The sequence below is a fragment of the Streptomyces sp. NPDC091387 genome (assembly GCF_044756945.1).
GTDB lineage: Bacteria > Actinomycetota > Actinomycetes > Streptomycetales > Streptomycetaceae > Streptomyces.
Map to the genome: position 1 here is coordinate 17,874 of NZ_JBIVTZ010000008.1, position 26,477 is coordinate 44,350.

At 71.6% G+C, this 26,477-nt stretch carries 20 protein-coding genes and 1 pseudogene; 7 read left to right on the forward strand and 14 right to left on the reverse strand.

Annotation, left to right across the window (positions count from 1 at the left end; all coding sequences use genetic code 11):
- Positions 1 to 60: 60 nt before the first annotated feature.
- The 7 genes from ACIQM0_RS17520 to ACIQM0_RS17550 form a co-directional block, all read right to left on the reverse strand.
- Positions 61 to 2,187: a hypothetical protein gene (locus ACIQM0_RS17520; protein WP_401287267.1), complete on the reverse strand. Its 2,127-nt coding sequence runs from the start codon at positions 2,185 to 2,187 to the stop codon at positions 61 to 63.
- The gene (locus tag ACIQM0_RS17525; RefSeq protein ID WP_401287270.1) at positions 2,184 to 3,413 is read right to left on the reverse strand and encodes a VWA domain-containing protein; all 1,230 of its coding nucleotides are present in this window, start codon (positions 3,411 to 3,413) and stop codon (positions 2,184 to 2,186) included. The genes ACIQM0_RS17520 and ACIQM0_RS17525 overlap by 4 nt, the downstream gene beginning before the upstream one ends.
- Positions 3,410 to 5,797, reverse strand: coding sequence for a DUF5682 family protein (locus ACIQM0_RS17530; RefSeq protein ID WP_401287273.1), 2,388 nt, complete (start codon positions 5,795 to 5,797; stop codon positions 3,410 to 3,412). Before ACIQM0_RS17530 ends, ACIQM0_RS17525 begins: the two co-directional genes overlap by 4 nt.
- Positions 5,797 to 6,951 (reverse strand): AAA family ATPase, encoded by a 1,155-nt coding sequence (locus ACIQM0_RS17535; protein WP_401287275.1) that lies wholly within the window; start codon positions 6,949 to 6,951, stop codon positions 5,797 to 5,799. The genes ACIQM0_RS17530 and ACIQM0_RS17535 overlap by 1 nt, the downstream gene beginning before the upstream one ends.
- Complete coding sequence (locus tag ACIQM0_RS17540; protein ID WP_401287278.1) at positions 6,948 to 10,577, reverse strand: DUF4132 domain-containing protein; 3,630 nt, start codon at positions 10,575 to 10,577, stop codon at positions 6,948 to 6,950. Before ACIQM0_RS17540 ends, ACIQM0_RS17535 begins: the two co-directional genes overlap by 4 nt.
- 409 nt (positions 10,578 to 10,986) lie before the next feature.
- Positions 10,987 to 11,427: a hypothetical protein gene (locus ACIQM0_RS17545; RefSeq protein ID WP_363029799.1), complete on the reverse strand. Its 441-nt coding sequence runs from the start codon at positions 11,425 to 11,427 to the stop codon at positions 10,987 to 10,989.
- Entirely contained in the window at positions 11,421 to 11,879 is a 459-nt protein-coding gene (locus ACIQM0_RS17550) for an ATP-binding protein (RefSeq protein ID WP_401287281.1), read from the reverse strand. The genes ACIQM0_RS17545 and ACIQM0_RS17550 overlap by 7 nt, the downstream gene beginning before the upstream one ends.
- Positions 11,880 to 12,083: 204 nt before the next feature.
- On the opposite strand from ACIQM0_RS17550, the gene ACIQM0_RS17555 reads away from it, so the two are divergent.
- The 4 genes and pseudogenes from ACIQM0_RS17555 (at position 12,084) to ACIQM0_RS17570 (ending at position 14,658) form a co-directional block, all read left to right on the forward strand.
- Positions 12,084 to 12,944, forward strand: coding sequence for a helix-turn-helix domain-containing protein (locus tag ACIQM0_RS17555; protein ID WP_401287284.1), 861 nt, complete (start codon positions 12,084 to 12,086; stop codon positions 12,942 to 12,944).
- Entirely contained in the window at positions 12,944 to 13,180 is a 237-nt protein-coding gene (locus ACIQM0_RS17560) for a DUF397 domain-containing protein (RefSeq protein ID WP_363029803.1), read from the forward strand. Before ACIQM0_RS17555 ends, ACIQM0_RS17560 begins: the two co-directional genes overlap by 1 nt.
- Before the next feature lie 233 nt (positions 13,181 to 13,413).
- Positions 13,414 to 13,554, forward strand: a pseudogene (locus ACIQM0_RS17565) (SigE family RNA polymerase sigma factor); the annotation flags it as partial.
- Positions 13,555 to 14,202: 648 nt separating this feature from the next.
- Positions 14,203 to 14,658: a YchJ family protein gene (locus ACIQM0_RS17570; protein ID WP_401287287.1), complete on the forward strand. Its 456-nt coding sequence runs from the start codon at positions 14,203 to 14,205 to the stop codon at positions 14,656 to 14,658.
- Positions 14,659 to 14,688: 30 nt separating this feature from the next.
- On the opposite strand, the gene ACIQM0_RS17575 is transcribed toward ACIQM0_RS17570, so the two are convergent.
- Both ACIQM0_RS17575 and ACIQM0_RS17580 read right to left on the reverse strand, forming a co-directional pair.
- Positions 14,689 to 16,761 (reverse strand): MDR family MFS transporter, encoded by a 2,073-nt coding sequence (locus ACIQM0_RS17575; RefSeq protein ID WP_401287290.1) that lies wholly within the window; start codon positions 16,759 to 16,761, stop codon positions 14,689 to 14,691.
- Positions 16,762 to 16,816: 55 nt separating this feature from the next.
- Positions 16,817 to 17,668, reverse strand: a complete 852-nt coding sequence (locus ACIQM0_RS17580; RefSeq protein ID WP_401287293.1) for a hypothetical protein — start codon at positions 17,666 to 17,668, stop codon at positions 16,817 to 16,819.
- 80 nt (positions 17,669 to 17,748) lie between these two features.
- Here ACIQM0_RS17580 and ACIQM0_RS17585 point away from each other — a divergent pair, with 80 nt between their 5' ends.
- Positions 17,749 to 19,002: a cytochrome P450 gene (locus ACIQM0_RS17585; RefSeq protein WP_401287296.1), complete on the forward strand. Its 1,254-nt coding sequence runs from the start codon at positions 17,749 to 17,751 to the stop codon at positions 19,000 to 19,002.
- A gap of 48 nt (positions 19,003 to 19,050) precedes the next feature.
- On the opposite strand, the gene ACIQM0_RS17590 is transcribed toward ACIQM0_RS17585, so the two are convergent.
- The 5 genes from ACIQM0_RS17590 to ACIQM0_RS17610 form a co-directional block, all read right to left on the reverse strand.
- The gene (locus tag ACIQM0_RS17590; protein ID WP_401287299.1) at positions 19,051 to 19,578 is read right to left on the reverse strand and encodes a hypothetical protein; all 528 of its coding nucleotides are present in this window, start codon (positions 19,576 to 19,578) and stop codon (positions 19,051 to 19,053) included.
- 156 nt (positions 19,579 to 19,734) lie between these two features.
- The gene (locus ACIQM0_RS17595; protein ID WP_401287301.1) at positions 19,735 to 20,949 is read right to left on the reverse strand and encodes an acyl-CoA dehydrogenase family protein; all 1,215 of its coding nucleotides are present in this window, start codon (positions 20,947 to 20,949) and stop codon (positions 19,735 to 19,737) included.
- 4 nt (positions 20,950 to 20,953) lie between these two features.
- A complete protein-coding gene (locus ACIQM0_RS17600) occupies positions 20,954 to 21,427 on the reverse strand; it encodes an SCP2 sterol-binding domain-containing protein (protein WP_401287304.1) in 474 nt (157 codons plus the stop codon).
- Between the two features lie 98 nt (positions 21,428 to 21,525).
- Positions 21,526 to 21,789, reverse strand: a complete 264-nt coding sequence (locus ACIQM0_RS17605) for a hypothetical protein (protein WP_401287306.1) — start codon at positions 21,787 to 21,789, stop codon at positions 21,526 to 21,528.
- A 219-nt stretch (positions 21,790 to 22,008) separates the two neighbouring features.
- Positions 22,009 to 23,223 carry a helix-turn-helix domain-containing protein gene (locus ACIQM0_RS17610; RefSeq protein ID WP_401287309.1) on the reverse strand — a complete coding sequence of 405 codons (1,215 nt, stop codon included), beginning with the start codon at positions 23,221 to 23,223 and terminating at the stop codon, positions 22,009 to 22,011.
- Positions 23,224 to 24,179: 956 nt separating this feature from the next.
- Between ACIQM0_RS17610 and ACIQM0_RS17615 the strand changes: the two genes are divergently transcribed.
- Both ACIQM0_RS17615 and ACIQM0_RS17620 read left to right on the forward strand, forming a co-directional pair.
- On the forward strand, positions 24,180 to 24,797 hold the full coding sequence (locus ACIQM0_RS17615; protein WP_385344364.1) for a hypothetical protein: 618 nt from the start codon (positions 24,180 to 24,182) through the stop codon (positions 24,795 to 24,797).
- A 137-nt stretch (positions 24,798 to 24,934) separates the two neighbouring features.
- Complete coding sequence (locus ACIQM0_RS17620) at positions 24,935 to 26,401, forward strand: DUF6801 domain-containing protein (protein ID WP_401287313.1); 1,467 nt, start codon at positions 24,935 to 24,937, stop codon at positions 26,399 to 26,401.
- Positions 26,402 to 26,477: the final 76 nt, after the last annotated feature.

A 26,477-nucleotide genomic window follows, 5' to 3' on the forward strand; every position in this document is an offset into this window, starting at 1 on the left:
GCCCTTGTGCCGACTCCGTACCGCGGCGGACCGGTTCTCCGGTCCGGGACGCACACCGGCTCAGGGGCCCTCGGCGGCCAGGAGTTCGCTGCTGACCAGAAGATGGAGCTGCGCCTCCAGCCAGGCACCGGTGCGGGGGTCACCGCCCCGCGCGGCGGGTGCGACGTCGCCACCGTGCTCCAGCGCGTGCAGGACCGCGCGCAGCAGGGCCGACGCACGCGTCAGCCCGGTCCGCGACAGGGCGGTCGCCGCCTCGTCGATCCGGGCACGCGAGGGACCGGACGCCTGCCGGAGGCCGCTGTGGGCCAGCGCGGCCAGCGCCGATACCGCCTCCTCCAGCGCGGCCGACAGCGGCTCCGGCGTCCGCCGCACCGCGGCGGCCAGCGCGGTGGCACCGTCGCCCGGCGCCAGGTCGGGCACGGTCACCCCGCCCGCGCCGAGCACCGCGATCGGGTCGATCCGGATCCCGCCGCCCGCGCGGACCACCGCGCCGCTGACATGCGTGGCCCCCCGCGCCAGCGCATCGGCCAGCGCGTCCAGCGCACCCGGGCACTGAGGCCGGTACTCCGACGTCAGCACCGCGGGCGTCCCCGACGCATCCCGCACCGTGACCTCCAGCCGCTGCTCGCCCGCGTCATAGCCCACCTCACCGACCTCGGACAGCGCGACCACCCCGACCGACTCGGCCTCGACGCGCGGCCGGACCAGCCGGGGCGGCCGCCCTTCCCACGCCGCGGTGAGCGCGGACAGATCGCTGATGAGCAAGGGCGCGGGCAGTTCCTTCCAGGCGGCGCCGACCGGAGTGATGCTGGTGGTGCCGAGGCGGCCCCTGCTGATCGTCAGGGCACGGCCGGCGGTGCGCCGGACGCTTTCGCTGACCAGGCTGCCGGTGGCCAGGCCGCCGAGAGTGGTGGACAGCAGCCGGCGCCCGGCCAGCTGGCGCCCGGTGAGCTCCTGGCCCTCTGTGGCCGTCCACGTCTTCCGCAGGACGAGCACGGTCCCGGCACCGGGATGCGCGAAATACACCTCGGCGACCGGGGATCCCGCCGTGCCACGGATACGGCAGCCGAGCGACGTGAGCCGCACCCGGCGCAGCGGGGTGTCGCCGGGCTCGCGGGTGCCGAGGGCGCCGGGGACCGCGGCGGCCAGCCGCCGGGCGTGGACCTCGGCGAGCAGGGCGGCGACCAGCTCGGGGCGGTATCCGGCGCCTCGGTCCGCGTACGCCGTGAGCTGGCCGGTCAGTTCGGCGAGCGCGCCGGCGGGCCAGTGCAGCGAATCGGCGGCGAGCGCCTTGGCGGCCCGCGCCAGTGCGCCGCCCAGCACGGGGCCCGCCTGCGCCACACCCTCCAGCAGCAACGCGTCGGCCAGGGCGGCCGCCTCTTCGAGCCCGGCCCCCGCCCCCGCTCCGGCCCCGCCCGAGGACCCGTCGTCGGAGGCGCGGCCGCCGACCCGGACGGTCACGGAGAGCTCACGCGTCCCCGCCGCGTCGGCCGCGCGGAACGCCCAGACCGCGAGCGTGACGACTTCGCCGCGGAGCGCCGCGGCGGCGTCCGTGGTGGCGTACCCGACCTCGCCGGGGACCGGGAAGCGCACCGTGCAGGCGGGAAGTTCCACCCAGGGATCGGGGCGTTCGGCGGTGGCGCGGTGCACGACGGCGCCGTACCCCTGGTGGAAGGCGCGGCGCGCGGCGGCGACCGGGCGGGCGCCCATGGCCGAGGCCAGTGCGGCGTCCTCGATGCTGCCGGGGGACCAGTCGGCGGGCGGTGCGGGAGCATCACCGGAGCCGTCGCCCGCCCGGCGCTGGTAGGCGAGGACCAGCGCGATGAGGTGGCGGCACACCCCGGGTGCGGCGCAGCTGCACGTGCCGTTGTCCAGGCCGGCCCCGGGTGGCAGAGCGGCGAGGGTGCTGTCGCCGAAGAGCGCGCGCACGGTGGTGTCCGGCTCGGTGGTGAGCTCGGGCGCGGCGCCCGCGTCGAGCTCTTTCGCCGCACGCTTGACGAGCCCCCGGTTGGCCAGCGCGGCCAGCGTGTCGGGCGTCAGGGCCAGCAGATCGGCACGCGCGTCGCACGGCGTGGTGGCGGTGGGTGTCGCGGGGGTGGGTGTGGTGTCTGTGGGTGTTGTGGCGCCGGACGTGGCGGGGGCGGATGTGGTGGGGGAGGGCTGCGGCGGAGGCGTGGGTGGTGTCATCGGCCCAGCCGCTCCGCGACGAACTCGGCCAGCCGGCCCGGTGTCATCGCCCCTATGTGGGCGCCCGCCTCGGCCAGTCGGGCCGCGACCTCCCGGTCGTAATCGGGGTTCGCGTCCTCGTCCAGCGCTGCCAGACCCAGCACGGTCGTGCCCTGCTCCACCAGCGAACGCACGGCACGCCGCAGCCGGTAGGCGTCGCCGCCCTCGTAGAAGTCGGTGATCAGCGCGACGATCGTGCGGCGCGGGTTTTCCACCAGTCCCGCGCCGTACGTCACGGCCCGCGCGATGTCCGTGCCGCCGCCGAGCTGGACCCGCATCAGGAGCTCCACCGGATCGCTCACATCGGCGCTCAGGTCGACCACGTTGCTGTCGAAGGCGACGAGGTGGGTCTTGAGACCGGGCAGCCCCCACAGACAGGCCGCCGTCACCGCGGAGTGGATCACCGATCCGGCCATGGAACCCGACTGGTCGACCAGCAGGATCAACTGCCACCGCGTCACATGGCGCCTTGTGCGGGAGTGGAAGTGGGCGCGCTCGATGAGCAGGCGCCGTTCGGCCGGCTGGTAGTGGGCGAGGTTGGCCCGTACGGTCCGGGCGAAGTCGAAGTCCCTGGCCAGGGCCGTGCGGCTCGGCTTCCGGGAGCGGGTGCCGTGCAGGGCCCGACGGATCTCCGGTCGCAGCCGGGCCAGCATCTGTCCGACGACCTCCTCGACGATGCGCCGGGCCAGCCGAAGCACCTGGGGGTTCATCAGGTGCTTCGTACGGAGCACGGCCCGCAGCAGGGTGGGGCTCGGTTCCACCCGTTCCAGCACCGCCGGGTCGGTCACGATCTCCTGGATGCCGTACCGCTCCACGGCGTCACGCTCCAGGCGCTCGATCGTCTCCCTCGGGAAGAGCCGGTGGATGTCGTCGAGCCAGTCGATCGCGGTCACCGGCGACGGGCCCTCACCGCCCGTGCGGGGCGTGGCGGAACCGGAGCGGCGCACGCCGCGCCTGGCCAGGTCGGGGTCGCGGCCGTACAGCCAGTCGAGCGCGGCGTCCTGGCCCGCCCGGCTCCGGCCCAGCGGTCCGGTGTGCCGTTCGGCGGGAGCGCCCAGGACGAGCCGCCAGCGTTCGAGCCCGGCGTCTGGAGCGCCGCCGGAGGGAACCGGTCCGGGGACGGTGTCGTACGGCGGAACGGGTCCGGGGGTCCGGTCCGGGCCGGTGCCGTGGGCGGGTCCGGTCATGCGGCGGTGCCTCCGAGTCCGTAGCGGTCCAGCAGTTCGGTCACGTGTTGCTCAAGTGCTCCGGCGCGGGCGATCAGCAGGGGGTCGGCAGTGGTCCGCAACAGGGCGCGCGAGGAGCCGTGCACACCGCGCCGCTCCAGCAGCCGACCCGCGATCCGCTCTCTTTCGCGCGGCGGGAAGAACGCGAAGGCCTGCCGCAGCGCGGGCAGTCCGGCCAGGAACGCGTCGTCGGGCAACGCGCACATCAGGTCGTCCAGCACGGCGATCAACGCCTCGGGATCCGGTCCGGAGCCGGCGGCCGTCCGGTGCCCCGAGCCGCCCGACACCTCGTCGCGGGCGAGCACGAACAGCCCGGCCAGCCAGTCGCCCAGGGTGTCCGTGCCCGCCGCGGACATCTCCCGAACCGCCTCCGCCGGACCGCCCGCACCGGGGGAGGACGATTCCAGCAGCCGGTGCAGCCCGAACGCGGCGCCCCGCAGATCGGACGGCGCGGCCGGATCGCGGCTGATCCGCTCCGCGATCGCGGCCGCGGTCTCCCGTGTGACGCCGAGCAGCTCCGGTGCGTACAGCACGGCATCGCGGACGGCGGCCACCGCCCGCAGCCGGGGCAGATCGACTCCGGCGGGGCCGCGCGCGCCCTCCAGCAGCCACAGCAGACGTCGCACCGCGCCGTCGATCACGGCTGCCAGCAGCGGACCGCGGGCCAGGCCGTACACCCGGTCGTGGCGCCACAGGCCGAGTGAGGTCGAGAGCACCTCGCCGAGCGGTCCGGGAGCCGTCAACCCGCCTATCCGCGAAGACAGTTCGGACAGCAACCGTTCGGACAGGCCGCCCACTCCGCACAGCACGGCGTCGAAGAGAACCCCGGCAGGGGCGTCGGCCCCGGGCCCGAGACCGGTCCGCTCGGTCAGTGCGGCCGCCGCGGCCTCCGCCAGACTCGCGCCGAACGCCCCCGCCTCGGCGAGCGCCGCCTCCCGCCCGGCCGGTGACCGCGGCTCCCAGCACTCGGTGAACACCGGGTCGACGCCGTGCTCGGGACCCGCCGTGCGCACCAGGCCGGGAACGCCGAGCACCCGCAGCCGGTGCAGCACCCGGCTGCGCTCCAGATCCACCGGGCCGGTGAGATCCAGGCGGTAGGAGCGGTCGGGGCCGCCGTCGAGCGCCAGCCGGGTCAGCTGCGCGGCCACATCGTGGACCAGCGGCGGAGCCGGAGTCGCGGGATGCAGCCGCCCGGTGCGCTCGCCGCCGCAGGCGGCCAGCATCTCGACGACCGCGGGGTGGGTGCCCGCCCGGAGCGGGCCCCGGTCCGTCCACGGCAGCGGTCCGTCCAGGTCGTCCGTGATCAGGGCACCCGCGAGCCCGTCCAGCACATCGATCCTGGCGGTACGGGGGTGCCCGCGCAGCGCGGTCAGCCCCTCGGTGAGACTGCGGGCCGCGATGAGATCGGCGGTGGACACCGGGACTTTTCGCGCCCGCAGCCGCTCGACCACCGCGCGCAGCAGCCCGTCCGCCGCTGCCTGGGGGCCCTTCTCCCACACCTCCTGGTAGTAGCCGGGCGACGGCATCCCCGACTGGTATCCGGTGAAGGCGTCCAGCTGACGGAACGAGTACGGCACGAGGAAGCTCCCCGCGTCGGCCCCGGCGGGCGGGGACGGCACCAACGGCCAGCCGTCCGCGCCCACATCCCACCACTCGCCGCCCGAGCCGTCGCTTGAGCCGTCGCCCGAGCCGCTGTCCGAGCCGCCCGACGCGGTGAGCGACCGCAGGGCGGGCTGGTGGAAGCCACCGGTCACCACCAGCACCGGCCGGCCGCCGGCCGCGCTGACCGCCGCCCGCGCCCAGGCCGCCATGTACTCCTCGCGGGCCCGGTCGCCCGTATCGGCCCGTGCCTCGCCCCGCACCAGGGCGAAGTAGGCATCGAGCCGTTCGGCGATGCCGTCGTCCGGCTCGACCTCGAAGAGGCGGTCCCACAACGCGTCGGGGGAGTCGACCGCGAAGTGCCCGCAGAGCCGCTCGGTCGCCTCCGCGTACCGGACCTCCGCATCGGCGTACCGGTTGGTGCGCTCCGCGAACGCCGGATGCCAGGCGGGGAGATCGATGAAACGGACCTCCGCCCCCGCCGCCCGGCCCGCGCGGAGCGCGACCCACTCGGGGGAGTAGTCGCACAGCGGCGCCCACGACGTCGCCGCCCGCTGCCCGTCGCGGTAGTGGCTGAACACCGCGACCGGCAGGGTGTGCCCGAGCAGCAGCTCTTCCAGCCGCCCGTTCATCTCGGAGGGCCCCTCCACCAGCACATGGGCCGGCCTCAGCTCCTCGACGGTGCGCTCGACGAGCCGGGCGCAGGCGGGGGAGTGGTGGCGTACCCCCAGGAACACGGCGGACATCAGTCGGCCAGCAGATGGCGCGCGTCGTACAGTGCCTGCCACTGCGGGGAGCGGCGGCGCCGCACCTGCTGCTCCAGGTAGCGGCGCAGCCGGACCAGGTCCTCCGGGCTGTCCTTCGCCGCCGTACCCGCCAGACAGGCCACCACATCGGCCGCGCTGCCCGGCTCGCCGCGCAGGAACCAGCCGCGCACCCCCACGGCGTGGGCGACCGACACCGCCTCCGCCGTGCTCATCACCGCTGTGGGCCGGTCCCCACCCCCGGCGGACCCGTCCTTGGCCCCGGCCCCCGCGCGCAGCTCCCGGAACGTACCGACCAGGACCTCCAGCACGTCCCGGTCGGGCGGCGGCTCCACGCCGGAGCGCCGCAGCAGCGTGGTCACCTCCGCCTCGACCAGTGCCAGTTCGGAGTCCAGATCGGGGATCGGGAACACCGTCTCGAAGTTGAACCGCCGCTTGAGCGCGGCGCTCATCTCATTGACTCCGCGGTCCCGGGTGTTGGCCGTCGCGATGACGTTGAAGCCCTGGCGGGCGAAGACCATGGCGTCGGGTCCGGTCAGCTCGGGGATCGCCACCACCCGCTCGGAGAGCAGCGACAGCAGCGAGTCCTGGACCTCCAGCGGACAGCGGGTGATCTCCTCGAAGCGCACCAGCCGCCCCTCCGTCATGCCGCGCAGCATCGGAGCGGGCACCAGCGAGCGCGTCGAGGGGCCCTCGGCCACGAGCAGCGCGTAGTTCCAGCCGTACTTGATCTGGTCCTCCGTGGTCGCCGCGCCACCCTGCACGGTGAGCGTCGAATCGCCGCTGACCGCGGCCGCGACCAGCTCGGAGAGCAGGGACTTGGCGGTGCCCGGCTCCCCGACCAGCATCAGCCCCCGGCTGGTCGCCAGCGTCACGAGCGCCCGGTCCACCAGCGAGGGATTGCCGACGAACTTCCGGCTGACGCCGGCCTGTGGATCGCCCACGACGAAGCGCCGGGCCGCCCGCAGACTCAGCTCCCAGCCAGGCGGCCGCGGGTCGCGGTCATCGGCCCGCAGCCCGGCCAGCTCGTCCGCGTACCGCACCTCGGCGGGCGGCCGCTGCACGGAGTCCGCCGCCCGGTCACGGCCGGCGGCGTCATCGGCCGGACCGTTCAGCACCTCGTTCCGTACGGTCATGCCGCCACGCCCTCGGTGAGTTCCGCCAGATCGGCGAGCAGTTCGCAGACGGTCACCGCGCCGAGGCCGCCGAAGCGCAGCGGGTGGCCGTGGTTCCTCCGGTAGTCGTCGGGCCGGGTGTCGAGCCATACCGTTTCGAGGGTCTGGTCGGGGAACATGTCGATGACGCCGACGGCGATCCCGTCCCGCAGCGCGATCACCAGGTAGCAGTTGTCACCGAGCCGCTTGGAGATCCAGCGTTCCACGCCGGCGTCCTGCGGCACCCCGCGCTCCCAGCCTCGCCGCAACAGGCCGAGGACCTTGCCCGTCGGCACCCTGAGCTCCTCGAAGCGCTTCAGCCGGTTGCTTCCGGCGTCTTCCTCGCTCAGCGTGAACACGGCACGCCCGAGCTGCGCGAAGGGCTGCAGGATCTCGTAGTCCGCGAACACCTCCGACCAGGCGGTCAGCTCCTCGCCGAGGTGCAGCGGATGAGCCAGTCGCACCGTCGCTGTATCGGGCAGGGCGAAGGCCTCGTCCCCGGCGTCGGCGAACGTACGGTCCTCGGCCACCCGGAACGCGGTGCGCCCCTCGTCCGTCTCGCTCAGCCACACCAGCCGGCGCACCAGGTGCCACATCAGCGGATGGGACACGAACAGTTCCCGGAACTCCTGTGCCGTCCAGGACCGTTCCGCGACCATCGCCGCCTCCAGCCGGCGCACCTGGTCGGACGCGACCGTCCGCACGTCCTTCTTCAACGCCATGTACCGCTTGCGCTCGGCCGGGGCCAGCTCCGCGTCGTCCCGGGCGCCCGGCTTCGGCAGGTCCTTGAGGCGCTTGCCCGTGCCGTCCAGAACGTAGGGCCGCACCTGCTCGTCGAAGCCGACCGTGAACGTACGGCTGCCGTAGTCGACGGCCGTCGAACCCTCCGCGTCCAGACCGAAGTCGGGCACCAGCCGGTCAGAGAGCTGTTCGCCGGTGAGCCCGAGCCCCAAGGCCACTTCGGCGATCTTCTCCGTGGCCCGGACCTTCAGCGCCTTGAACTTCACGCGCTGGGAGATGCCGTGCAGATGCAGGAGTGCGACATCGCTGCCGATCGCCGCCAGCACGTCGAGCCCCTCCACGGCCCGGTGGTGGGCGGCCTCGCCGGGCCAGGCGCGGATCACCGGGGTCAGCCGGCGGACCGTCTCGTCGTCACCGAGGAGCCCCAGGGCGGACAGCACCCACGACTCCTTGGCCGGGAGGGAGTTGAGCCGCCACTGCTCGAAGAGACTCCAGGCGAACCCGGCCAGCGATCTGGCGTCCGCCGTCCGGATGACGTCACCGAGCCCGGGATACGCCTCGCCGGGCCTGGACATCGCCAGCATGGTCAGGACATGGCGCACCGACTCCTGCGGAAGGGCCCCACCGGAGCGGACGGCGATCTGGGGCAGCAGGGCGGGATCCGCCCACGCCGGCAGAACGGGCAGGGTGACGGGCAGCGCCCGCTCCAGCGGATCGGCGGCCAGCAGCTCCGCCACCGCGTCCACTGCCGGGGCCCCGTACCCTTCGGCGGCCCCGCGCACGACCTCGTCGCCGTGCAGCACGGCGATCTGGACGAGGGCCTGTTCGGCGGCGCGCCGTGCGGTTCCGGCCTTGCCCACGGCATCGGGCACCAGCAGCGGAGCGGCCGCGACACCGTGCCGCTCGAACCAGGAACGAGCTGTGGAGGCGGTGGACTTGAGCCGGATCGCCCAGGCGGCCATGTGCCGGGCGATCGCCACATCGAGGAACGGCAGCAGCAACGGGGCGAGATGGCTCGGCTGCCTGGGAACGGCCCGCAGCAGCAGCGGCAGGGCGTCGAGGCCGAAGCGGGCGGCGACCGGCCTCAGCGTGTCCGAGCCGTCCCACAGATCGACCGGGTCCCAGACGGCGAGCGCCGGGGCGACCAGTTCCTCGGGCCCGTGGACGTAGACCCACGCGGGCTGCAGGGTCGGCGCGTCGAGGCCGTGGCGGAGGGCGGCGATCTGCTCCTCCCAGCCGCCGCCGGCCGAGCCGCCGCGCCGGGTGTACCAGCTCGTGGTGGCGGCCCACTGCTCCCGCTCACCGGGCAGCCACCCCACCGAGGGCTCGCAGGCCGCCGTCAGGCCGGTCACGGCCGCGGTGCGCTTCGCCCTGCTCCGCGGCCGGGCCCACGGCGGTTCCGTCAGCACCGCGGGCAGCGTGTCCACGGGCGCGTCGGCGATCCGGTCCACCGGGTTGAGGAGCGGTTCGACGACGGTCGCCAGCTCGCCGTCGAGCGACGGCAGTACGGTCTCCACGAGGACGCGGTGGGCGGCGATGTGCCCCTGCAGCAGCTGGCGCGACATCGTGGGCGAGGTGCCCGTACGGTCGTGCACCTCCGTGGCCAGCATCCTCAGGGCCCGTACCGGATAGCGGCGCATCGCCTCGAAGAGGGCCGCGCGGACCTGCTTGGTGTCCGCCCGGCCGAGCAGCAGACCGAACGCCTCGTCCGTCGGGAACTCCACGAGCGAGTTGGCGACGTGCTTCAGGCCGTCCGCGTAGGCATAGGTGCCGTTCAGCCCCTCGGCGAGTATCGGGACGACGGCGGTGCCGACGCCTTCGGCCGCCGTCGCGGTCAGGGCGGTGCTCAGGCCGATGCCCGGCCGGCACGGGAACGCCGCCACCTGCTCGGCCGAGTTGAGCGTGCAGTACACCAGGGACAGCAGGCCGTGGTCCTGTTCGTCGGTCACTTCGGGATCGGTGGACAGAGCGGCGGCCCAGTCGGTCTCGCTCGGTGCCAGATAGGCGGTGATGATCCTCCGGTGGGCGTCGGTGCGGCACGGGGCGAGCGCCTTCACCGTTGCCCGGTAGGTCTCCTCGTCGGTGGCGGCGAGCAGTGCGCGGACCCGGTCGGCGGCCGGGCGGCGCCCGTTCGACCAGTACATGTCGCGGGTCCGGGAGAGCGCCTCCAGCCAGGGGGCGTGGCGCCTGCGCCCGCTCTGCTCCCAGCGGGCGTCGACCATGAACAGCTCCACCGCCGCGCGGGCCGCGAACGGCAGGCCGTGGTCCCGCACCCAGCTGTCCGCCCACGACGCGGCATTCGGCGAGACGAGTCCGACGACCGCGGCCAGCCCCGCTGCCCCGGCCGGAGAGGGGCTGCCGGCGAGGTGGTGGCGGACCTGGTCGGCGAGCCCGGGGTCGCTGCGGGGCGCGTCCAGGAACTCCTTGATCCAGGCCGCTTCCTCGGCCGTCCGGGCCGCGAGCGTGTCCAGGGACTTCTGCTGCGGCGCGGCGGGCGTGCGCGCCACTCCGCCCCGGCGGGGATGGAGCATCCGCCGCCAGCCGGCCGGCAGCACGAACGTGTCCTCGTCCGGCAGCGTCACGGGCCGCCCGGCGGCCTCACCGGAACCGGAGGCATGCGCATCCGCGGCGGAACCGTCGCCCGAGGGCGCCGCGGCCGACGCCCCGACCTCCCGGTACCCCTTGCGTTCCTTCTCCGCGATCGACTTGACCACCTGCGCGTCCGCGGCCGCCGCGGAGGCGTACTCCTTCGTCTGGGTACGCCCCTCGCTTCCGCAGCGCCCGTGGCGCACCGTCACCGCTGCACCGTCCGCCTCGGTCTCCCAGAACTTCGACGCGCTGCCCTCGACGTACTCCCAGCGACGCACTGGTCCGCCCCCTTCACACCCGTTCGACCCGCACTGACGCGGGCTTCTCGATCAGTGGTTCCACAGTAGAACCGACCACTGACAACGCAGGGTGACCGGGTCCATGCCGCGAGGAAGGGCAGGTCAGTTGCTGTGCGCAAGCTCCTCCCCGCGCACGGCGCGGGCGAACGCGACCCCGGTGACCATGCGTTCCACCTCGTCGGCCGCCGCACTGCCCAGCCGCCGGAGCTCACTGCCGAGCGAGCCCGCCGGATGCGTAGTCAGGAAGGCGCCCGGCAGCTCCAGCGGACGGGAATCCGGAGGGCAGGGCTCCGGATCGGTGACGTCGAGTACGGGCGATCCGGCCGCTCGCCACCTCGTCCGTCACCGCCGCCGTGCCGATCAGGGCGTACGTACGCCCGCGTGCCGGTCAGGGGGCGGAGGGGACGCGCGGACCGCCCGCGGACGTCCACGACGGCGTCACGCCGGTCACCTGGCAGACCATCAGGTACAGCGGGATGGGCGGAGTGTACGGCGTACGGCTGTCGGGCTGGTGGATCAGCCGGGGCCGCACCGCGGGGACGTAGGCCCCACGTGCGTAGGCGGCCTGCGCGGGCCAGTCCAGATCGAGGTCGGAGCCCGACGGGACGATCCACCACCAGCGCTCCCCGTCGTCGAAGACGCAGCCGGTGCGCGGCAGATGAGACATCAGCCGGAAGCCGTACCGCGCCGGCACCCCCACCGCGTCGCAGCCCAGGGTCGCGGAGAGGGCCGAGGGAAGCGGCAGTTGCACGCGGCCGCCGTCACCGGGGCGGCCGGGCTCACGGGGCCGGCGGGTTCCGAGGAGGTGGGACATGGCGTTCTTCAGCATGAGTGCTCCGTGCCGTGCGGCAGTTCTGCCCAGACGATGCGGCCCGAGCCGCCCCCGGTGTCGCGGGACCCCCAGGCACTGCACATCGCGTCGACGAGCAGCAGGCCGCGTCCGTGCTCGTCATCGGCGCCGCGGGACAACTGCGGCCCGCCTGGCTGGTGTCCTTGGTCCTGTACGGCTATGCGCAGCCGGTGATCGAGGCAGCGCAGCTCGCACACGACGCGAGAGCTGGCGGTGTGCACCACCGCGTTGGTGACCAGTTCGGACACGATGAGGATCGCCGCGTCGTGCGCGTCGCCACCCAGCCGCCACTTGTCCAGCCGGGCCCGCGTCAGCCGCCGGGCACCGGCCACCGACTCCGGGTGCGCGGGCAGCGCGAAGCAGTACCGGAGCGCTTCCGTCCCGGGGCTGAGGTCCATGAGCCGGGGGATGAGCGCACTGCCAGGTGCCACGACCGAATCCTCACAGTGGGGGCTGCGTCACGCTTCGCGACCTCTCGAAAGGAGGCGGGCGTGACTAGTGAACTGGTTCACTCACCAACTCTCCCCCTGTCGTGAACACTTGGCAAGGGGCACTCTGAAATTTCCAGAGTGGCTGTGTCTTTGATGCCACGCGCATGGCACACTGCTGGCAAACAGCGCATGGGGAGGTCTGAAGTGAGTGAACCGCGGTCCGCCCCGACCGTGGGTCAGGTCGTTCTCGGCAAGCGCCTGCAGGATCTGCGGGAACGCGTCGGCCTGAGCCGGGACCAGGCTGCCAAGGTGCTGCGTGTCGCGCCCGCGACGATACGCAGGCTGGAGACGGCCGAGGTAGCTCTCAAGATCCCCTATGTACAACTGCTCCTGAAGGCCTACGGGATCTCCGAGGACGAGGCCGACGCCTTCGTCGTCCTCGCCGAGGAGGCCAACAAGCCGGGCTGGTGGCAGCGTTTCCACGACGTACTGCCCGACTGGTTCAGCATGTACGTCAGCCTGGAGGGCGCCGCGAGCCTGCTGCGCATGTACGAGCCGCACTTCGTCCCCGGGCTGCTGCAGACCGAGGAGTACGCGCGCTCGGTGATGCGTACCGGAGCCGTCGGCCAGACCAGGCCGGAGGACATCGAGCGCCATGTGGCACTGCGGATGCAGCGCCAGTCCCTGCTCACCCGGCCGGACGCCCCGCGGCTGTGGGTCGTGATGGACGAGACGGTGCTGCGCCGCCCGGTGGGCAGCCCGGAGGCCATGCGCGCCCAGGTCGACCAGCTGCTCGAAGCGACCGCGCTGCCCAACGTGACCCTCCAGATCGCCGAGTTCTCGACCGGCCATCACCCGGGCACCTACGGGCCCTTCGTGCTTTTCCGGTTCGCCGTCCCGGAGCTCCCCGACATGGTCTACAGCGAGTACCTGACCGGGGCCGTCTACTTCGACGCCCGCCCGGAGGTGGCCTCCTACCTCGAGGTCATGGACCGCATGGCGGCCCAGGCCGCGACTGCACAACGCACGAAGGAAATCCTCCGGGACTTCCGCAAGGAGCTGTGATGACACCCATATACAACGGCATGCCGGCCGCCGATCTGGGATCCGAGGGCTGGTACAAGCCGTGGAGCGGTGGCAACGGCGGCAACTGTGTCGAGGCCATGAAGCTCTCCGACGGAAGAATCGCCATGCGCCAGTCCGCGGACCCGGACGGCCCGGCCCTGATCTACACCCACCGCGAGATCGCCGCGTTCATCCAGGGAGCGAAGGCCGGCCAGGCGGATTTCCTGCTGACCTGACCTGATGGATTGCCCGAGGGAACTCATGGAGTGAGCCCCGCCCGTTGACCGGGCGGGGCTCACTCCGTCTCCGACTGCCGCACACGTGGATTCAGCGCCGGTCACGGGTTCGGCTCTCCCCGTCCGCCGTCGGTGGAGACGAAGGTGCTCCCGCCGCGCGGCATCCCGCCGTCTCGCGTAGTCAAGAGGGGTATGCACGGGGATCACGGAACAAGAGAACAGACGGTGGCCGAGTGAAACCAGCACAGGAGGATCAGTACCTGGAGTCCGTGGCCGCGAGGGCGAAGGCGCTGTACCGCTCGGCGTACGTCCTCGCGGCCGGCGACACACATCTTGCCGAGGACCTGGTCCAGGAGACCCTCAGCCGGGTGTACCCCGGGAGCCGCTTCTACCAGGCGCACGGGCAGAGCAACGACCCCTCGAATCCGTCCAGCGGGTGGGTCGCCAACGACGGTGCGGACGTCAACGACGGGCACGGCGCCGCCAACGTCGGAGTCTCGGCCCTGCGGCTCAAGCTGCCGCTGAGGGACGGCGAAGGGCCGAGCTGCGACCGAACGGCCGGGCGTGCCGGGGCAGGCGACACCTGCGAGCTGAGCGAGCTGCCGAGCGGCGCCGCGCTTCCCGGCGGAGCCCTGGTGATGTCGGAGAAGATCGCGGAGAGGCAGCCGACGGGTCCCGACCCCGTACCCGACTCCGCCATCGCGCACCGCTGGACGACGACGGTCACCCTGAAGCCGACCGGTGCCCAGCTCCAGATGGCGCAGTGGAACACCGCCGGCGACTTCGGTGGCGGAAGCACGCCCGAGCCGACCCGTGACGCTCCGCCGCTCTCCCAGAAGCAGGCGGTGGCCGCACTCACCGGTCCCGTCTGGGCACCGATCCGCGGCGCCGTGGGCTGCCCCGCCGCATTGCCGCAAACAGGGGCAGAACCTCCATGACCTGCTGCGCCGGCCGGTCATGGAGGCCGAGGGTGCGCCGGGCGGCGCGCGGGCACGGTCCTGTCACAGGCCACAATGGACCCCATGTCCCGACGCACCTCACGCCCCAGGCGCCCGTCCGCCGCGAGCGCCCGCACCGTTCCCGTACCGGAGATCACCGCGGCATCGCCCTGCCCGTGCGGGCTGCCCGCCGAGTACGGCGCGTGCTGCGGGCGGCTGCACGCCGGGGCCGCCGCGCCGACCTGCGAGGCGCTGATGCGTTCGCGGTACGCGGCCTTCGCCGTCCGGGACGCCGCGTATCTGCTGCGCACCTGGCACCCCGACACCCGGCCGGAGGTCCTCGACCTCGATCCGGGGGTGCGCTGGGAGCGGCTGGAGATCCTGGGGACGACGCAGGGCAGCGCCTTCCACACCACGGGCACGGTCACCTTCCGGGCGCACTTCGAGGACGACGGCCGCGCCGACTCGCTCCACGAGAAGAGCCGCTTCGTCCGTTGCGAGGGCGCCTGGGTCTACGAGTCGGCGGTCTTCGCCGACTGAGCCGCTCGGCGGGTCCGGTGGTGCACCGCGTCAGACCGGTGCGCCGGCCGGGGCCGCCGGGGACAGCTCCTGCGCGAGGTCCTCCGCCAGCAGCCGCTTGGCGATGACGTCGACCGCGGCGCGCACCCGCGCGTCGTCCGGGCGTTCACCGTCGTGGCCCAGCTGTTCGTTGAGCCACGTCGCCCAGGCGGTCGTGATGGTCGCGGCCTCCCTGCTCCCCGCCTCTGTGTGCGCGAACAGGTGGCCGTCCCCGGTGAGATAGCCCTCCTCGATCATCCGGTCGAAGACGGGCACCAGCACCTCCGGCGGAATCCGGTGCCGGGCCGCGATCAGCCGGAGCCCCGCGTGGCCGACCATCCGGGTGAACAGCTCGACCTGCATCACCGCCCAGGCCCCCGCCATGTCGAGCCGGGTGTCCGATTCGGCGATGATCCGCCGGGCCGTGTCCGGGTCGACCCGCCGCAGGATCTTGGCCACCGAGAACTCGAGCAGCCGCGCCGAGTCGCCGGCGCTCGGTGAGGCGAAGCCCTCGCCCATGTCGGTCGAGCCGGCCCGTACCGTGTCGCGCAGCTTCACCTCCTTCAGGAACAGCGCCACGACGAACCCGAGCACCGCGACCGGCACCGTCCACAGGAACACCGTGTGCAGGGTCTCGGCGTAGGCCTGGGCCAGCGGCGCCGACTGGGCGCCGGGCAGCGAGTGCAGGCCCTCCGGACTCTGCGCCGCCTTCGCCAGCACCGCCGGATCACCGCCGGCCCGCGCCGCCGACGCGACCCCCTCCTTCAGATTGGGGCCGAGCGCGTTGGCGTAGATCGTCCCGAACACCGCCGTACCGAAGGCGCTGCCGAGCGTACGGAAGAACGTCACGCCCGAGGTCGCCGTGCCCAGGTCCGAGTAGTCGACGGTGTTCTGCACCGCGATCGTCAGCACCTGCATGGACAGGCCGATGCCGAGCCCGAGCACCAGCATGTACAGCGACTCCAGCCACACCCCGCTGTCCGGGCCCATCCGGGAGAGCAGGAACAGGCCGACCGCCATGACCAGCGAGCCCACGATGGGGAAGATCCGGTAGCGGCCGGTCTTGCTGACCACGTTGCCGCTGAAGATCGACGCGACCAGCAGACCGACGACCATCGGCAGCGTCCGGACGCCCGAGAGGGTCGCCGAGTCCCCGTCCACATACTGCAGATACGTCGGCAGGAAGATCATCGCGCCGAGCATCGCGAACCCCACGATGAAGCTGAGGATCGAGCAGACCGTGAAGACCGGGTTCCCGAACAGCCGCATCGGCAGCATCGGTTCCCTCGCCCGGAACTCGACGAGGCAGAACAGCGCGAGCGCGGCCAGCCCGAGCACGAACAGGCCGATGATGACGGCCGAGCCCCAGGCGTACTGGTTGCCGCCCCAGCTCGTCGCGAGGATCAGCGAGCTCGCCCCGACCGTGACCAGCGCGATGCCCAGGTAGTCGATGACCGGACGCCCCGCGGCCTTCACGGACGGAATGGTGCGGGCCGCGGCGATGACCACCACGATCGCGATCGGCACATTGACGTAGAACGCCCAGCGCCAGGTCAGATGGTCCGTGAAGAGCCCGCCCAGCAGCGGTCCGACGACGGTGGAGACGCCGAACACCGCACCGATCGCACCCTGGTACTTGCCGCGGTCGCGCAGCGGGATCACATCGGCGATCAGCGCCATCGACGTGACCATCAGACCGCCCGCGCCGATGCCCTGGAGACCGCGCCACACGATCAGCAGCGTCATGTTCGTCGCGAGACCGCAGAGGAACGAACCGGTGATGAAGATGATCGCCGAGAGCTGGAAGACGATCTTCCGGCCGAACAGGTCGCCGAACTTCCCGACCAGGACCGTCGCCACCGTCTCCGCGAGCAGGTACGCGGTGACCACCCACGACATATGGGCGGCGCCCCCCAGGTCCGAGACGATCGTGGGCAGCGCGGTACCCACGATCGTCTGGTCCAGCGCGGCCAGCAGAATGCCCAGCACGATCGTGGCGAAGACGATGTTCCGGCGGCGCGGATCGAGCAGGGGCGGCGCGGCGGCACTCTGCGCGGCGGGGGCGGTCTCGCTGGCAGTGGTCACGTTTGCACCCTCACACCGCGCCCTGTCACCCGCATGCGGGGGACGGCCGGACGTGTCAGGCCAGCAGATCCCGCAGCGACGCCTTCATCCGGGTCACGAACGCCTCCCGCACCGGCTCCGGCACCCGGTCCAGCGAGAGGTACGGATTGAGGTCCTCCAGCTCGACGAGCAGCAGCTCGCCGTCCGCCGTCCGGCACGCGTCGACCCGCTGGATGCCGTGGCCGAGGGTGTTCCACTCGACGAAGGACCGGGCGAACCCCAGATCCGCCGCACTCGCCTCGTACGGCTCCAGCACCCACCGCTGCTCCGGGTGCGGCGCGTACAGCGCGTACTGGAAGTCCTGGTCGACGAAGTAGAAGGACACCTCGTACCGGAAGTCGATCCGCGGCTGGACCAGCTGGGCCCCGTCCGCCTCGGAGGACAGCTCGGGGGAGAGCGCGGGGAGCAGTTCGGGGACCCGTACGAAGCGCAGCCCGGCCGAGTCCGCGCCCAGCTTCGGCTTGATCACGTACTCCTCGGCCCCGGGCAGCAGCCCCAGGTCCGCCGCCCGGTCCACGGTGGGGATCACCGGGTACCCGGCCCGGCTCAGGTCGACGAGGTACTGCTTGCCCGCCATGTCACCCCGCCCGGTCAGCGGGTTGTAGACCCGTGCGTCCAGTTCCCGGGCCCGTGCGCGGAAGGCGTCGTACGCCTCCTGGTAGTGCAGTACCGGGCCGCTGTTGCGTATGACGGCCGCGTCGAAACCGTCCAGCAGCGCGGCGGCGTCGCGCGGATGGCAGAGCGCCGTGTCGAAGTCCTCGCGCAGCCGTGAGGTCAGAAAGACGTCCTCGTCGCAGTAGCGTCGCCCGCGGGCCTCGTAGGCGAGGTCGGTGACGAAGAGGACGGACGGGCGCGGGCCGGCGGCCATGGTGTTTCCCCAAGGGGTGCGTGAGCGGGCGGGTGGTCAATAACCTGGACGGCGTTGCCCGTCAACGACCTTGGAGCGCCATGACGTCTGCCCCGCAAGAGTCGCTCGCCTCGCAAGAGCCGCCCGTGCCCGACATTCTCTCGCCCGGCTTCGCCGCCGATCCCTACGGTGCCTACCGGATCATGCGCGAGAGCGCCCCGCTGATCCGGCACGAGGCGATGAACAGCTACATCGTCTCCCGCTACGAGGACGTCGAACGGGTCTTCAAGGACAAGGCCGGGGAATTCACCACCGACAACTACGACTGGCAGATCGAACCCGTCCACGGCAGGACCATCCTCCAGCTCAGCGGCCGGGAGCACGCCGTGCGCCGGGCCCTGGTCGCCCCGGCCTTCCGGGGCACCGACCTCCAGGAGAAGTTCCTCCCGGTCATCGAGCGCAACGCCCGCGAGCTGATCGACACCTTCCGGCACACCGGCGGGGCCGATCTCGTCGACGCGTTCGCGACCAGGCTCCCCGTCCTGGTCATCGCGGACATGCTCGGTCTGGACAAGGCGGACCACGGCCGCTTCCACGGCTGGTACACCACCGTCATCGCCTTCCTCGGCAACCTCGCGGGCGACCCGGACGTGGCGGCGGCCGGTGAGCGTACCCGGCAGGAATTCGCCGCGTACATGATCCCGGTCATCCAGCAGCGCCGCGCTGCCCCCGGCGACGACCTGCTCTCCGCGCTCTGCGCGGCCGAGGTCGACGGCGTACGCATGAGTGACGAGGACATCAAGGCCTTCTGCAGCCTGCTGCTGGCCGCGGGCGGCGAGACCACCGACAAGGCCATCGCCTCGATCTTCGCCAACCTGCTGACCCACCCCGAGCAGCTCGCGGCCGTACAGGAGGACCGGAGCCTGATCGACCGGGCCTTCGCCGAGACGCTGCGCTTCACCCCGCCGGTGCACATGATCATGCGTCAGGCCGCCACCGATGTGGAGCTCGGCGGCGGCCTGGTGCCCGCCGGGTCGACCGTCACCTGTCTGATCGGCTCGGCCAACCGGGACGCGTCCCGGTACCGCGATCCGGACCGGTTCGACATCTTCCGCACGGACCTGACCAGCACCACGGCGTTCTCCGCGGCGGCCGACCATCTGGCGTTCGCCCTGGGCCGGCACTTCTGCGTGGGCGCGCTGCTGGCCAGGGCCGAGGTGGAGACCGGGGTGAACCAGTTGCTGGACGCGATGCCCGACGTACGGCTCGCGGACGGGTTCACCCCGACCGAGCAGGGTGTCTTCACCCGGGGGCCGCGGTCGCTGCCGGTGCGGTTCACTCCGGTCGCGGGCTGAGTCAGGGGCGGCGGTCCGGATCGCCGGGCCGCCGCCCCCGGTGGGGCGTCAGCCGATGTGGGTACAGATGTTGTCCGTGGACCCGTGGATCATGCGCAGCGTCTTGTATCTGGTGGCGCTGATGTCCAGCGTGTAGATCCCGTCGATCAGTTGCTCGCCGCGCGGCAGGTTGCTGTCGTGCTCGCCGATCCCGGCGAGCACGGGCCCGACCGCGTGCCAGCGCTGCGAACCGTCCGCGTGGTAGTCGACGAGCGCGCTGCCACTGGCGTCGGCGTCGTGGAACGCGCCGGTGTCGGTGTTGGTGACCCGGATGACCAGGGCGCCCTTGTACGCGATTTCCGAGGGCGAGCCGTCGGGGTGTGTGGCCAGCACCTTCTGTACGACCTCGTCCACGACTGGTTCGGCGTGGATCGGGACGTCGCAGCGGGCGCCCGCCGCCGCGTCGAACGGGGCGGTGGGCGCGGGCTCCCAGCCGGCTCCGGTGCCGGAGGCGGCCGGTGTGCCGGCCGAGGCGGGCGCCGCGGTCAGCAGCGCGGCGGTGAGTGCGAGTGCGGAAACAACGGTGGTCCGGTGCATTCGGTCTCCCGGTGGCGGGGGCACCCTGGGTGACACCGCGGCCGGTGTGCCCCCGTACACCGGCCGGCTTCTCACTCGGACGAGCATGCACCCGGCGCGGCGGGTCTGTCCCGGGGGCGCGCACGGACGGCGTCCGGACGGGTGCCCCGCACCGGCTCAGCGGATGTGGCGCCCCGAGATCGCCCGCGCGATGACCAGGCGCTGGATCTCGCTGGTCCCCTCGAAGATCGTGTAGATCTTGGCGTCGCGGTACATCCGTTCGACGGGATGCTCCCGGCTGTACCCGGCGCCGCCGAGGATCTGCACGGCCTTCTCCGTCGCGGACACGGCGAGTTCACCGGCGCGCAGCTTGGACATGGAGCCCTGCCCCGCGTCGAAGGTCCGGTCGTTGCGGGCCATCCAGGCGGCCTGCCAGATCAGCAGCCGCACGGACTCGATCTCGGTACGGATGTCGGCGAGCGCGAAGGCGATCGACTGGTTCTCGATGATGGGGCGGCCGAACGCCTCGCGCTGCCCCGCGTACTCCAGCGCGTACTCGTACGCCGCGCGCGCGATGCCGAGCGCCTGGGCGCCGACCGTGGGGCGGCTGACCTCGAAGGTCGCCATCGCCGCCTGCCCCTTGGCGTTGGTGCCCTCGCGGGCGCGGGCGAGCCGTGCGTCCAGCTTCTCCTTTCCGCCGAGCAGGCAGTGCCCGGGGACCCGGACGTCGTCGAGGAAGACGTCCGCGGTGTGCGAGGCGCGCAGGCCGAGCTTCTTGATGGTGCGGCTCGCCTCCAGGCCCTTCGTGGCCGGCGGCACGATGAACGCGGCCTGCCCGCGGGCGCCGAGCGCCGGGTCGACCGAGGCGACGACCACATGGATCTCGGCGATGCCCCCGTTGGTGATCCAGGCCTTCTGGCCGGAGAGCACCCACTCGTCCCGGGCCTCGTCGTAGCGGGCCTTCGTGGTCATCGCGGAGACGTCGGAGCCGGCCTGTGGTTCGGAGACGCAGAACGCCGCCACCTTCGGGTCGTCCTCGTCGCCGTAGCACTGCGGAACCCACTCGGCGAGCTGGTCCGGAGTGCCGGAGGCGAAGATCCCGGCGACGGCGAGAGAGGTGCCGAAGAGCGCCATGCCGATTCCGGCATCGCCCCAGAACAGCTCCTCGTTGGCTATCTGGAGGGAGAGCCCTGTCGGGTCGCCGTACATGTCGGCCAGCGACTCGAAACCGTACAGCCCGATCCTGGCCGCTTCCTGGATGACCGGCCAGGGGGTCTCCTCGCGGGCGTCCCATTCGGCGGCCGCCGGGCGCACCACCTGGGCGGCGAAGCCGTGCACCCACTTACGGAGGTCCTGCTGCTCCTCGGTGAGGGCGAGGGAGAAGTAGCTCATCGGGTCAGGCCTTCGGGATGTCGAAGTAGCGGGTGAGGCCCGAGGCGAGACCGACGTCGCCGGCCACCTTCAGCTTGCGCATCATGAACATCGTCACCGGATTGCCGTTGCCGGAGACCAGCTTGAGGAACTCGGCGTCCCCCATCACCAGGGTCGTACGCGGTTCGGCGTCGGAGCGGCCCTCGCTGACGGTGCAGGCGCCGTCCGCGATCGAGGTCTCGAAGACCGCGTCGCTGTCCCCGGTGATCTTCCAGCGGATCAGCGCCCTGAGCTGACCCGCGGCGTCCGGGCGGAACTGCTGCCTCATCCGGCCGAAGACCTCGCTGAGCACCCGGGTGCGCAGTTCGCCGTGCATGACCTCGCCGAGTTGCCTGGCGGACAGGCCCTTGACGATCCGTGCGAACTCCGGCGGGGAGACGGCCGCGAAGTCGAGTGCGGCCAGTTCACCGGTGAGGTTGCCGCTGCTGTTGTCGGCCACGCCAGTTCCTTACTCTGAAGTAAACTTACTTTTGAGTAAGGTAAGCGTCGGGCCGCCCCTCCGCAAGGCGGTGCGGGAGCGGTGCGCCGCGGGGGGAGTCACCAGGCCTTGCCGGGGCGCACCGTCAGCAGGGGGTGGTGGGCGGCCAGGAGCTTGTTGGCGCGGGCCAGCTCCGACAGGGCCTGCTCACGGTCGGCCTGGTCCTCGATGCCGAGCCGGGGACCGCGGAACCTGCGGACCTCGCGCGCGGCGCACTCGGCGTCGAACTCCGCCTCCAGGATGTGCGGCGGGATGCAGGAGCCGATCAGTGCGGCGACCCGGTCCGGAATCGGCACGGGGACGAGGAGGTGCGAGGCGGTCATGGGGTGTTCCCTCTCGAATGGTGGCCAGGAGGTCATGCGGTGCGGCCGCCGGGTGGGCGGCCGACTCCTCCATGTGTACGGGACGCGGTTCCGGGTTTCTCGTTGAGAACGTCTCCGTGTGGCAACCGTTTGGGAGTGACCGGGTATTTCGCCTTACCCATAAGTAAGTTGACTCGACGTGAGGTCCGTGATCCGACCTGAGACCGTTCCGCGGGACTATTACAGGACGGATTCCTGACCCCGGGCCTGCAACTGCAGCGCCCGCAGCACCGCCTCGGTGGAGAACCTGCTCTCGGGGTCGATCAGTTGTTCTCCGAAGATGGACTCCAGGTTGCGCATGCGGTAACGGACCGTCTGTGGGTGGACGTCGAGCAGCTCGCCCATGTGGGCCGCGGTGCCGCGGGTGTCGAGCCAGATGCGCAGGGTCTCGACGAGGCGTTCGCGCCGGTTGGCGCTGATTCCGGCGATGGGCGCGAGTTCCCGCTGGGCGAGCTGGTCCAGGAGGACCGGATCGGACAGCAGCCACAGGGTGATGAGGTGGTCCTCGCACAGGACGAACGGCGCGTCGTCGATGACACCGGCATCGACGAGTTCGAGGACCCGCCTGGCCCAGCGGATCGAGTCCGAGGCCAGGGCGGTGGGGACGGTCAGGCCGATCGCCGCGCGGGTGCCCAGGAGCGACTGGTCGAGCATGGATCTTCGCGCGTCGTCGAGCGGTCCCGGGATCAGTAAGTGCGGCTGGGGATCGCTGAGATCGGCCAGGATGTCGCGGTCGGCGCTGACCCGGTCGAGCCTGGCCGGAGCGCGCACGGCGACGAGGGTGACCTCCTCGGGCAGCGTCCACCCGGTCTGTTCGCACAGCTCGGCGATGGCGGTACGGGGTACGGGGCGGCCGGCCAGGATCAGATGGAGCAGGCGCCGGCGCATGGCCTCGCCCTGCTCGCCCGACTGCGACTGCACCTCCAGGAAGCCCTCGCGGGAGAGTGATTCGAGCTCGTCTATGTAGGCGAAGAGGGCGTCCGCGAAGCTGAGCATCAGGGTCGGTGAGAAGTTGTAACTGCGGCCGACCTTCTTCGCCCGCCGCAGCGCGACCCGTGCGCCGAGCCGGTACGCGCCCTGGAGCGTTTCCATGGTGCGGCCCTCGTAGGCCTCGAACCGGCCGAAACGGCGGCACATGTCGTCACGCAGCGAGGTCGATGTGGACGGTTCGGCGACCAGGTCCACGAAGGAGGAGAGGCTCTGTTCCACGCCGACCCGAATGGCCTGGCCGTTGGGTCCGCTGAGCAGGCGCGCGTATTCCGGATAGGCCCGGGTGACCTCGACGCCGATCTCCTTGATGAGGCTCGGCAGTTCGGGCCGCATGATGGCGGCGAACTCCTGGGGAAGCGGTCCCAGCGGATCCCCCGTGTCCAATGGCGAAATGACATCTCGCATGACGTGTCCCCTTGCTCTCCGGCGCCCGGTGGGGGTGAGGCAGTGGGGGAAAGCGCTCCCACGAACCGACAGGTGCGTACCAAGTCCGCGATGAAGATAGACCAAGTCAGCTGCGGTGCCCACCACTTGTGCAAGATCGAAGTGCAGGGGGCACACATCCTGGCCGCATCGTGGTGCTCCGGTGCAGGTAGGGCGGGAGTGCTCACTTCCGGACAATATTTTCAGCCGCCTGCTTCGTCACGGAATAGGGCCGGCGGAGCGGCGGGGTGCCGGACTGTGGTGCCATGAGCGGATTCGGCCCGTGCCGTAAAGCGGAGCCGGGCATTCAGTGACCTGGCTTTCCTGCTCACGGAGTGACAAAGAGACAGTGGAAGCGGTTTCGTCCCGGGTGTACGGAATGCCCCAGCCGGCTTCCGGTGCGCCGGCGCCCGGCAGGAGCGGCGGGGGCAGGAAGGCCCGGCGGGTGGATATGCGCTCCTCCGCCGGGAGAATGCTTCCGCCGCTGTGCGGCCCGGGCCACCGACCGGTGCTCTCCGTGTCCGCACCGGGTGCGGCGGTCCCCGGTCCGGTGGGCGGGTCCGGGCCCTCGTGGCGCATCCCCGGTGCGGCTGCCCCTGCCGGTGAGCCGTGGGTGCCTCCGCGGCCCGTACGACTGCCCGGTGCAAGCTGCCCGACGGAACCGCGAGCGATACTGCGCACTAAATGACAAGTGGTTCGGGAGAGTTAGTAAGCCGGGTACGAGAAAAGAACTCCGTGCGAGCAATTTCGACCAGCAGGATTGTGCTGGAAGTTTCTCGCAAGTAACGTCACGGCCTGTCACAGATTAGATGTGGCCGAGAGTGTACGTCTCCCCCTCGGAGAAGTGGTTCGTAGACGTGCTTCCTGCCCCTTGGGCAGCTGTGAAGCACGTCCCCGCAAGCAGTGCCACCCGCATTGTCGAATCGGAGGAACTAACTGTGCGTAATACCCTCAAGAAGATCGCCGTCACCACCGGCGTGGCTTCTGCGGCTGTCGTACTCGGTGCCGTCCCGTCCATGGCCCTCGCCGCCACCACGTGGACGGTCTCGCCCAACCCGGCTCCCTTCACCGCCGTGTCGACCAACACCGTCCTGTCGGTGAGCGGCATCCCGCTCACGTGTCCGACGGCGAGCGCGGCCGGTTCCGCGTTCAGCGCCACTGGCAACCCCGCCACGGTCGGCAACATCACCTCGGCCTCCTTCGGCACGACGTCCAGCCCGTGCACGAGTGCACTCGGCCCCGTCACGCCGGTCGCCACGACCACACCGGCGTGGCAGCTCGTGGCCCAGGACTACACCTCCGGTGTGACCACCGGCTACATCAAGAACATCCAGGCCAAGCTCACCGTTCTCACCTGCACCTTCAACGTCACCGGTGAGGTCAACGCCAAGTACACGAACAGCACCAAGAAGCTGTCGGTCTCCAACTCGAGCGCCCACCAGCTGACCGTCTCGGGCGCCACCGCCGCCTGTGCCGGGATCGTCGCCAACGGGGCCCACCCGACCTTCACGGGCGACTACAGCGTCACCGGGATCACGAGCATCATCGGCACCTGACGGACTGCCGGGGTGCCGGGCAGTCGAACCTTCAGCAGACCGCACCGCGGGAACCCTGCCGTGCGGTCTGCGCCGTCGATGGAAGGAAATGACGAGGGATGATGATGCGCGGGACAGCAGAGCGGAGCCGTGGGCGTGTGACGGCACGGAGCGGAGCCGTTCTGGCCGCGGTCCTCATGGCCGGAATGATCCCTGGCGCGCAGGCGTCCGCCGGGGGTCGTGACGTCCACATCGACGTGAAGTACGGCTGCGACTTCCCCTCCGGGACCAGACCGGTCACGGTCCGCGTGTCCGCGACGGTTCCGGACGAGGGTGAGGTGGACAAGCCCGTTCAGCTCAGGGACGTGAGCACCGAGCTGGCTCTGCCCGAGGCCGGCCTGCCGGACCTGGCCGGCCTCGGGGAGGGGGGCGCCGAGGTCGAGACCAAGCTGACCATGGGTGTGGCGCAGGGCGATCACACTGCCGAGAGCGTATGGATCGGGACCACCGACGACCCGGTGGCCGTTCCGGACGCGGGGGAGTTCACCGTCACCTCATCCGGTGACGTTCCCTCGGTGACCGCGGGCTCGTCCGGCGGCCTCACCTTCACGGCGGGGAAGCTCACCGCGCTGCTGACCTCACCGAAGACCGCCGACCCGGCAGCCGAGCCCTCGGCCGTGATGCTGAACTGTGTCCCGGAGCCGGACCAGGTCCTGGAGCTCGGCACGGTACGGATCGCCGGAGACCCGGAGTGGCCTTCGCCGCAGTCCTCCGCGACCGGGGACGACACGGCCTCCGGCGACAGCGGCACCAGCCGCGACGAGGCGACACCGAAGCTGGACGACCCGGTGAAGCCGACCCTCCAGGACGGGAAGGCCCCGCCCTGTGTGGGCGACCAGGAAGACCAGTTCAGCCTGAACGCCTACGTCACCGGCTACGCGAACGTGGCCAAGCTCAAGGGTGCCACGCTGTTTCCGGTCGCCTGCTCGCAGATCGAACAGGGCGCGACGGTGATCAAGATCCAGGACGGTCTCGTCCACATCTTCCAGGACTCGTCGGTGCTCCTGGACTACCGGGGCAAGCCGCAACTGCCGCCTGCCACGGGTACGTTCCTGACGTTCGGCTTCATGCCGACGACCGCGACTCTGGAGATGACCCAGATCCCGCCGGCCGACGGCCCGGACGGCAAGCCGTCGGCCAACATCCATTCCGACCTGAAGATCCTCAGCCCGGGAAACAGTGAGGGCACGACCACCATCGATCTCCAGCTCCAGTTGCGGCTGCGCGACGTGAAGGTCAACGGCGTCGCCCTGGACGTCGGCGCCAACTGCCGTACCGAACGGCCCTTCAACCTGCCGCTTCAGGGGAAAATGGTCCTCAAGGACGGCGTCCAGACCGGATACACACTGGTCACGGGCGGTGTCCTCACCGGCCAGGTCACCCTGCCGCCGTTCTCGGGCTGCGGGGTCGGTGAGGACCTGGATGACATCTTCACCGCCTCCATATCGGGTGTACCCGGCTATGTGAAGCAGGTCCAGGCGCCGCCCTGTGCGGCGGCCCAGCACATCCCGACCGTGTGCACGGAGGACGGTCAGCCGGTGCAGGTTCCCAAGCCGCAGCGCTGAACGCTTCCGGTCCGCCGCGGTCCGCGCCGAAACCGCATCACCCCATTCGCTCAGCCCACCATGAATTGAGGGAGTA

What these genes read in the sequence shown, in the direction of transcription:
- ACIQM0_RS17520 (WP_401287267.1), bottom strand. Translation starts at nt 2,187, where the DNA reads ATGACACCACCCACGCCTCCGCCGCAGCCCTCCCCCACCACATCCGCC.
- ACIQM0_RS17525 (WP_401287270.1), bottom strand. Translation starts at nt 3,413, where the DNA reads ATGACCGGACCCGCCCACGGCACCGGCCCGGACCGGACCCCCGGACCC.
- ACIQM0_RS17530 (WP_401287273.1), bottom strand. Translation starts at nt 5,797, where the DNA reads ATGTCCGCCGTGTTCCTGGGGGTACGCCACCACTCCCCCGCCTGCGCC.
- ACIQM0_RS17535 (WP_401287275.1), bottom strand. Translation starts at nt 6,951, where the DNA reads ATGACCGTACGGAACGAGGTGCTGAACGGTCCGGCCGATGACGCCGCC.
- ACIQM0_RS17545 (WP_363029799.1), bottom strand. Translation starts at nt 11,427, where the DNA reads ATGCTGAAGAACGCCATGTCCCACCTCCTCGGAACCCGCCGGCCCCGT.
- ACIQM0_RS17560 (WP_363029803.1), top strand. Translation starts at nt 12,944, where the DNA reads ATGACACCCATATACAACGGCATGCCGGCCGCCGATCTGGGATCCGAG.
- ACIQM0_RS17570 (WP_401287287.1), top strand. Translation starts at nt 14,203, where the DNA reads ATGTCCCGACGCACCTCACGCCCCAGGCGCCCGTCCGCCGCGAGCGCC.
- ACIQM0_RS17580 (WP_401287293.1), bottom strand. Translation starts at nt 17,668, where the DNA reads ATGGCCGCCGGCCCGCGCCCGTCCGTCCTCTTCGTCACCGACCTCGCC.
- ACIQM0_RS17585 (WP_401287296.1), top strand. Translation starts at nt 17,749, where the DNA reads ATGACGTCTGCCCCGCAAGAGTCGCTCGCCTCGCAAGAGCCGCCCGTG.
- ACIQM0_RS17590 (WP_401287299.1), bottom strand. Translation starts at nt 19,578, where the DNA reads ATGCACCGGACCACCGTTGTTTCCGCACTCGCACTCACCGCCGCGCTG.
- ACIQM0_RS17595 (WP_401287301.1), bottom strand. Translation starts at nt 20,949, where the DNA reads ATGAGCTACTTCTCCCTCGCCCTCACCGAGGAGCAGCAGGACCTCCGT.
- ACIQM0_RS17605 (WP_401287306.1), bottom strand. Translation starts at nt 21,789, where the DNA reads ATGACCGCCTCGCACCTCCTCGTCCCCGTGCCGATTCCGGACCGGGTC.
- ACIQM0_RS17610 (WP_401287309.1), bottom strand. Translation starts at nt 23,223, where the DNA reads ATGCGAGATGTCATTTCGCCATTGGACACGGGGGATCCGCTGGGACCG.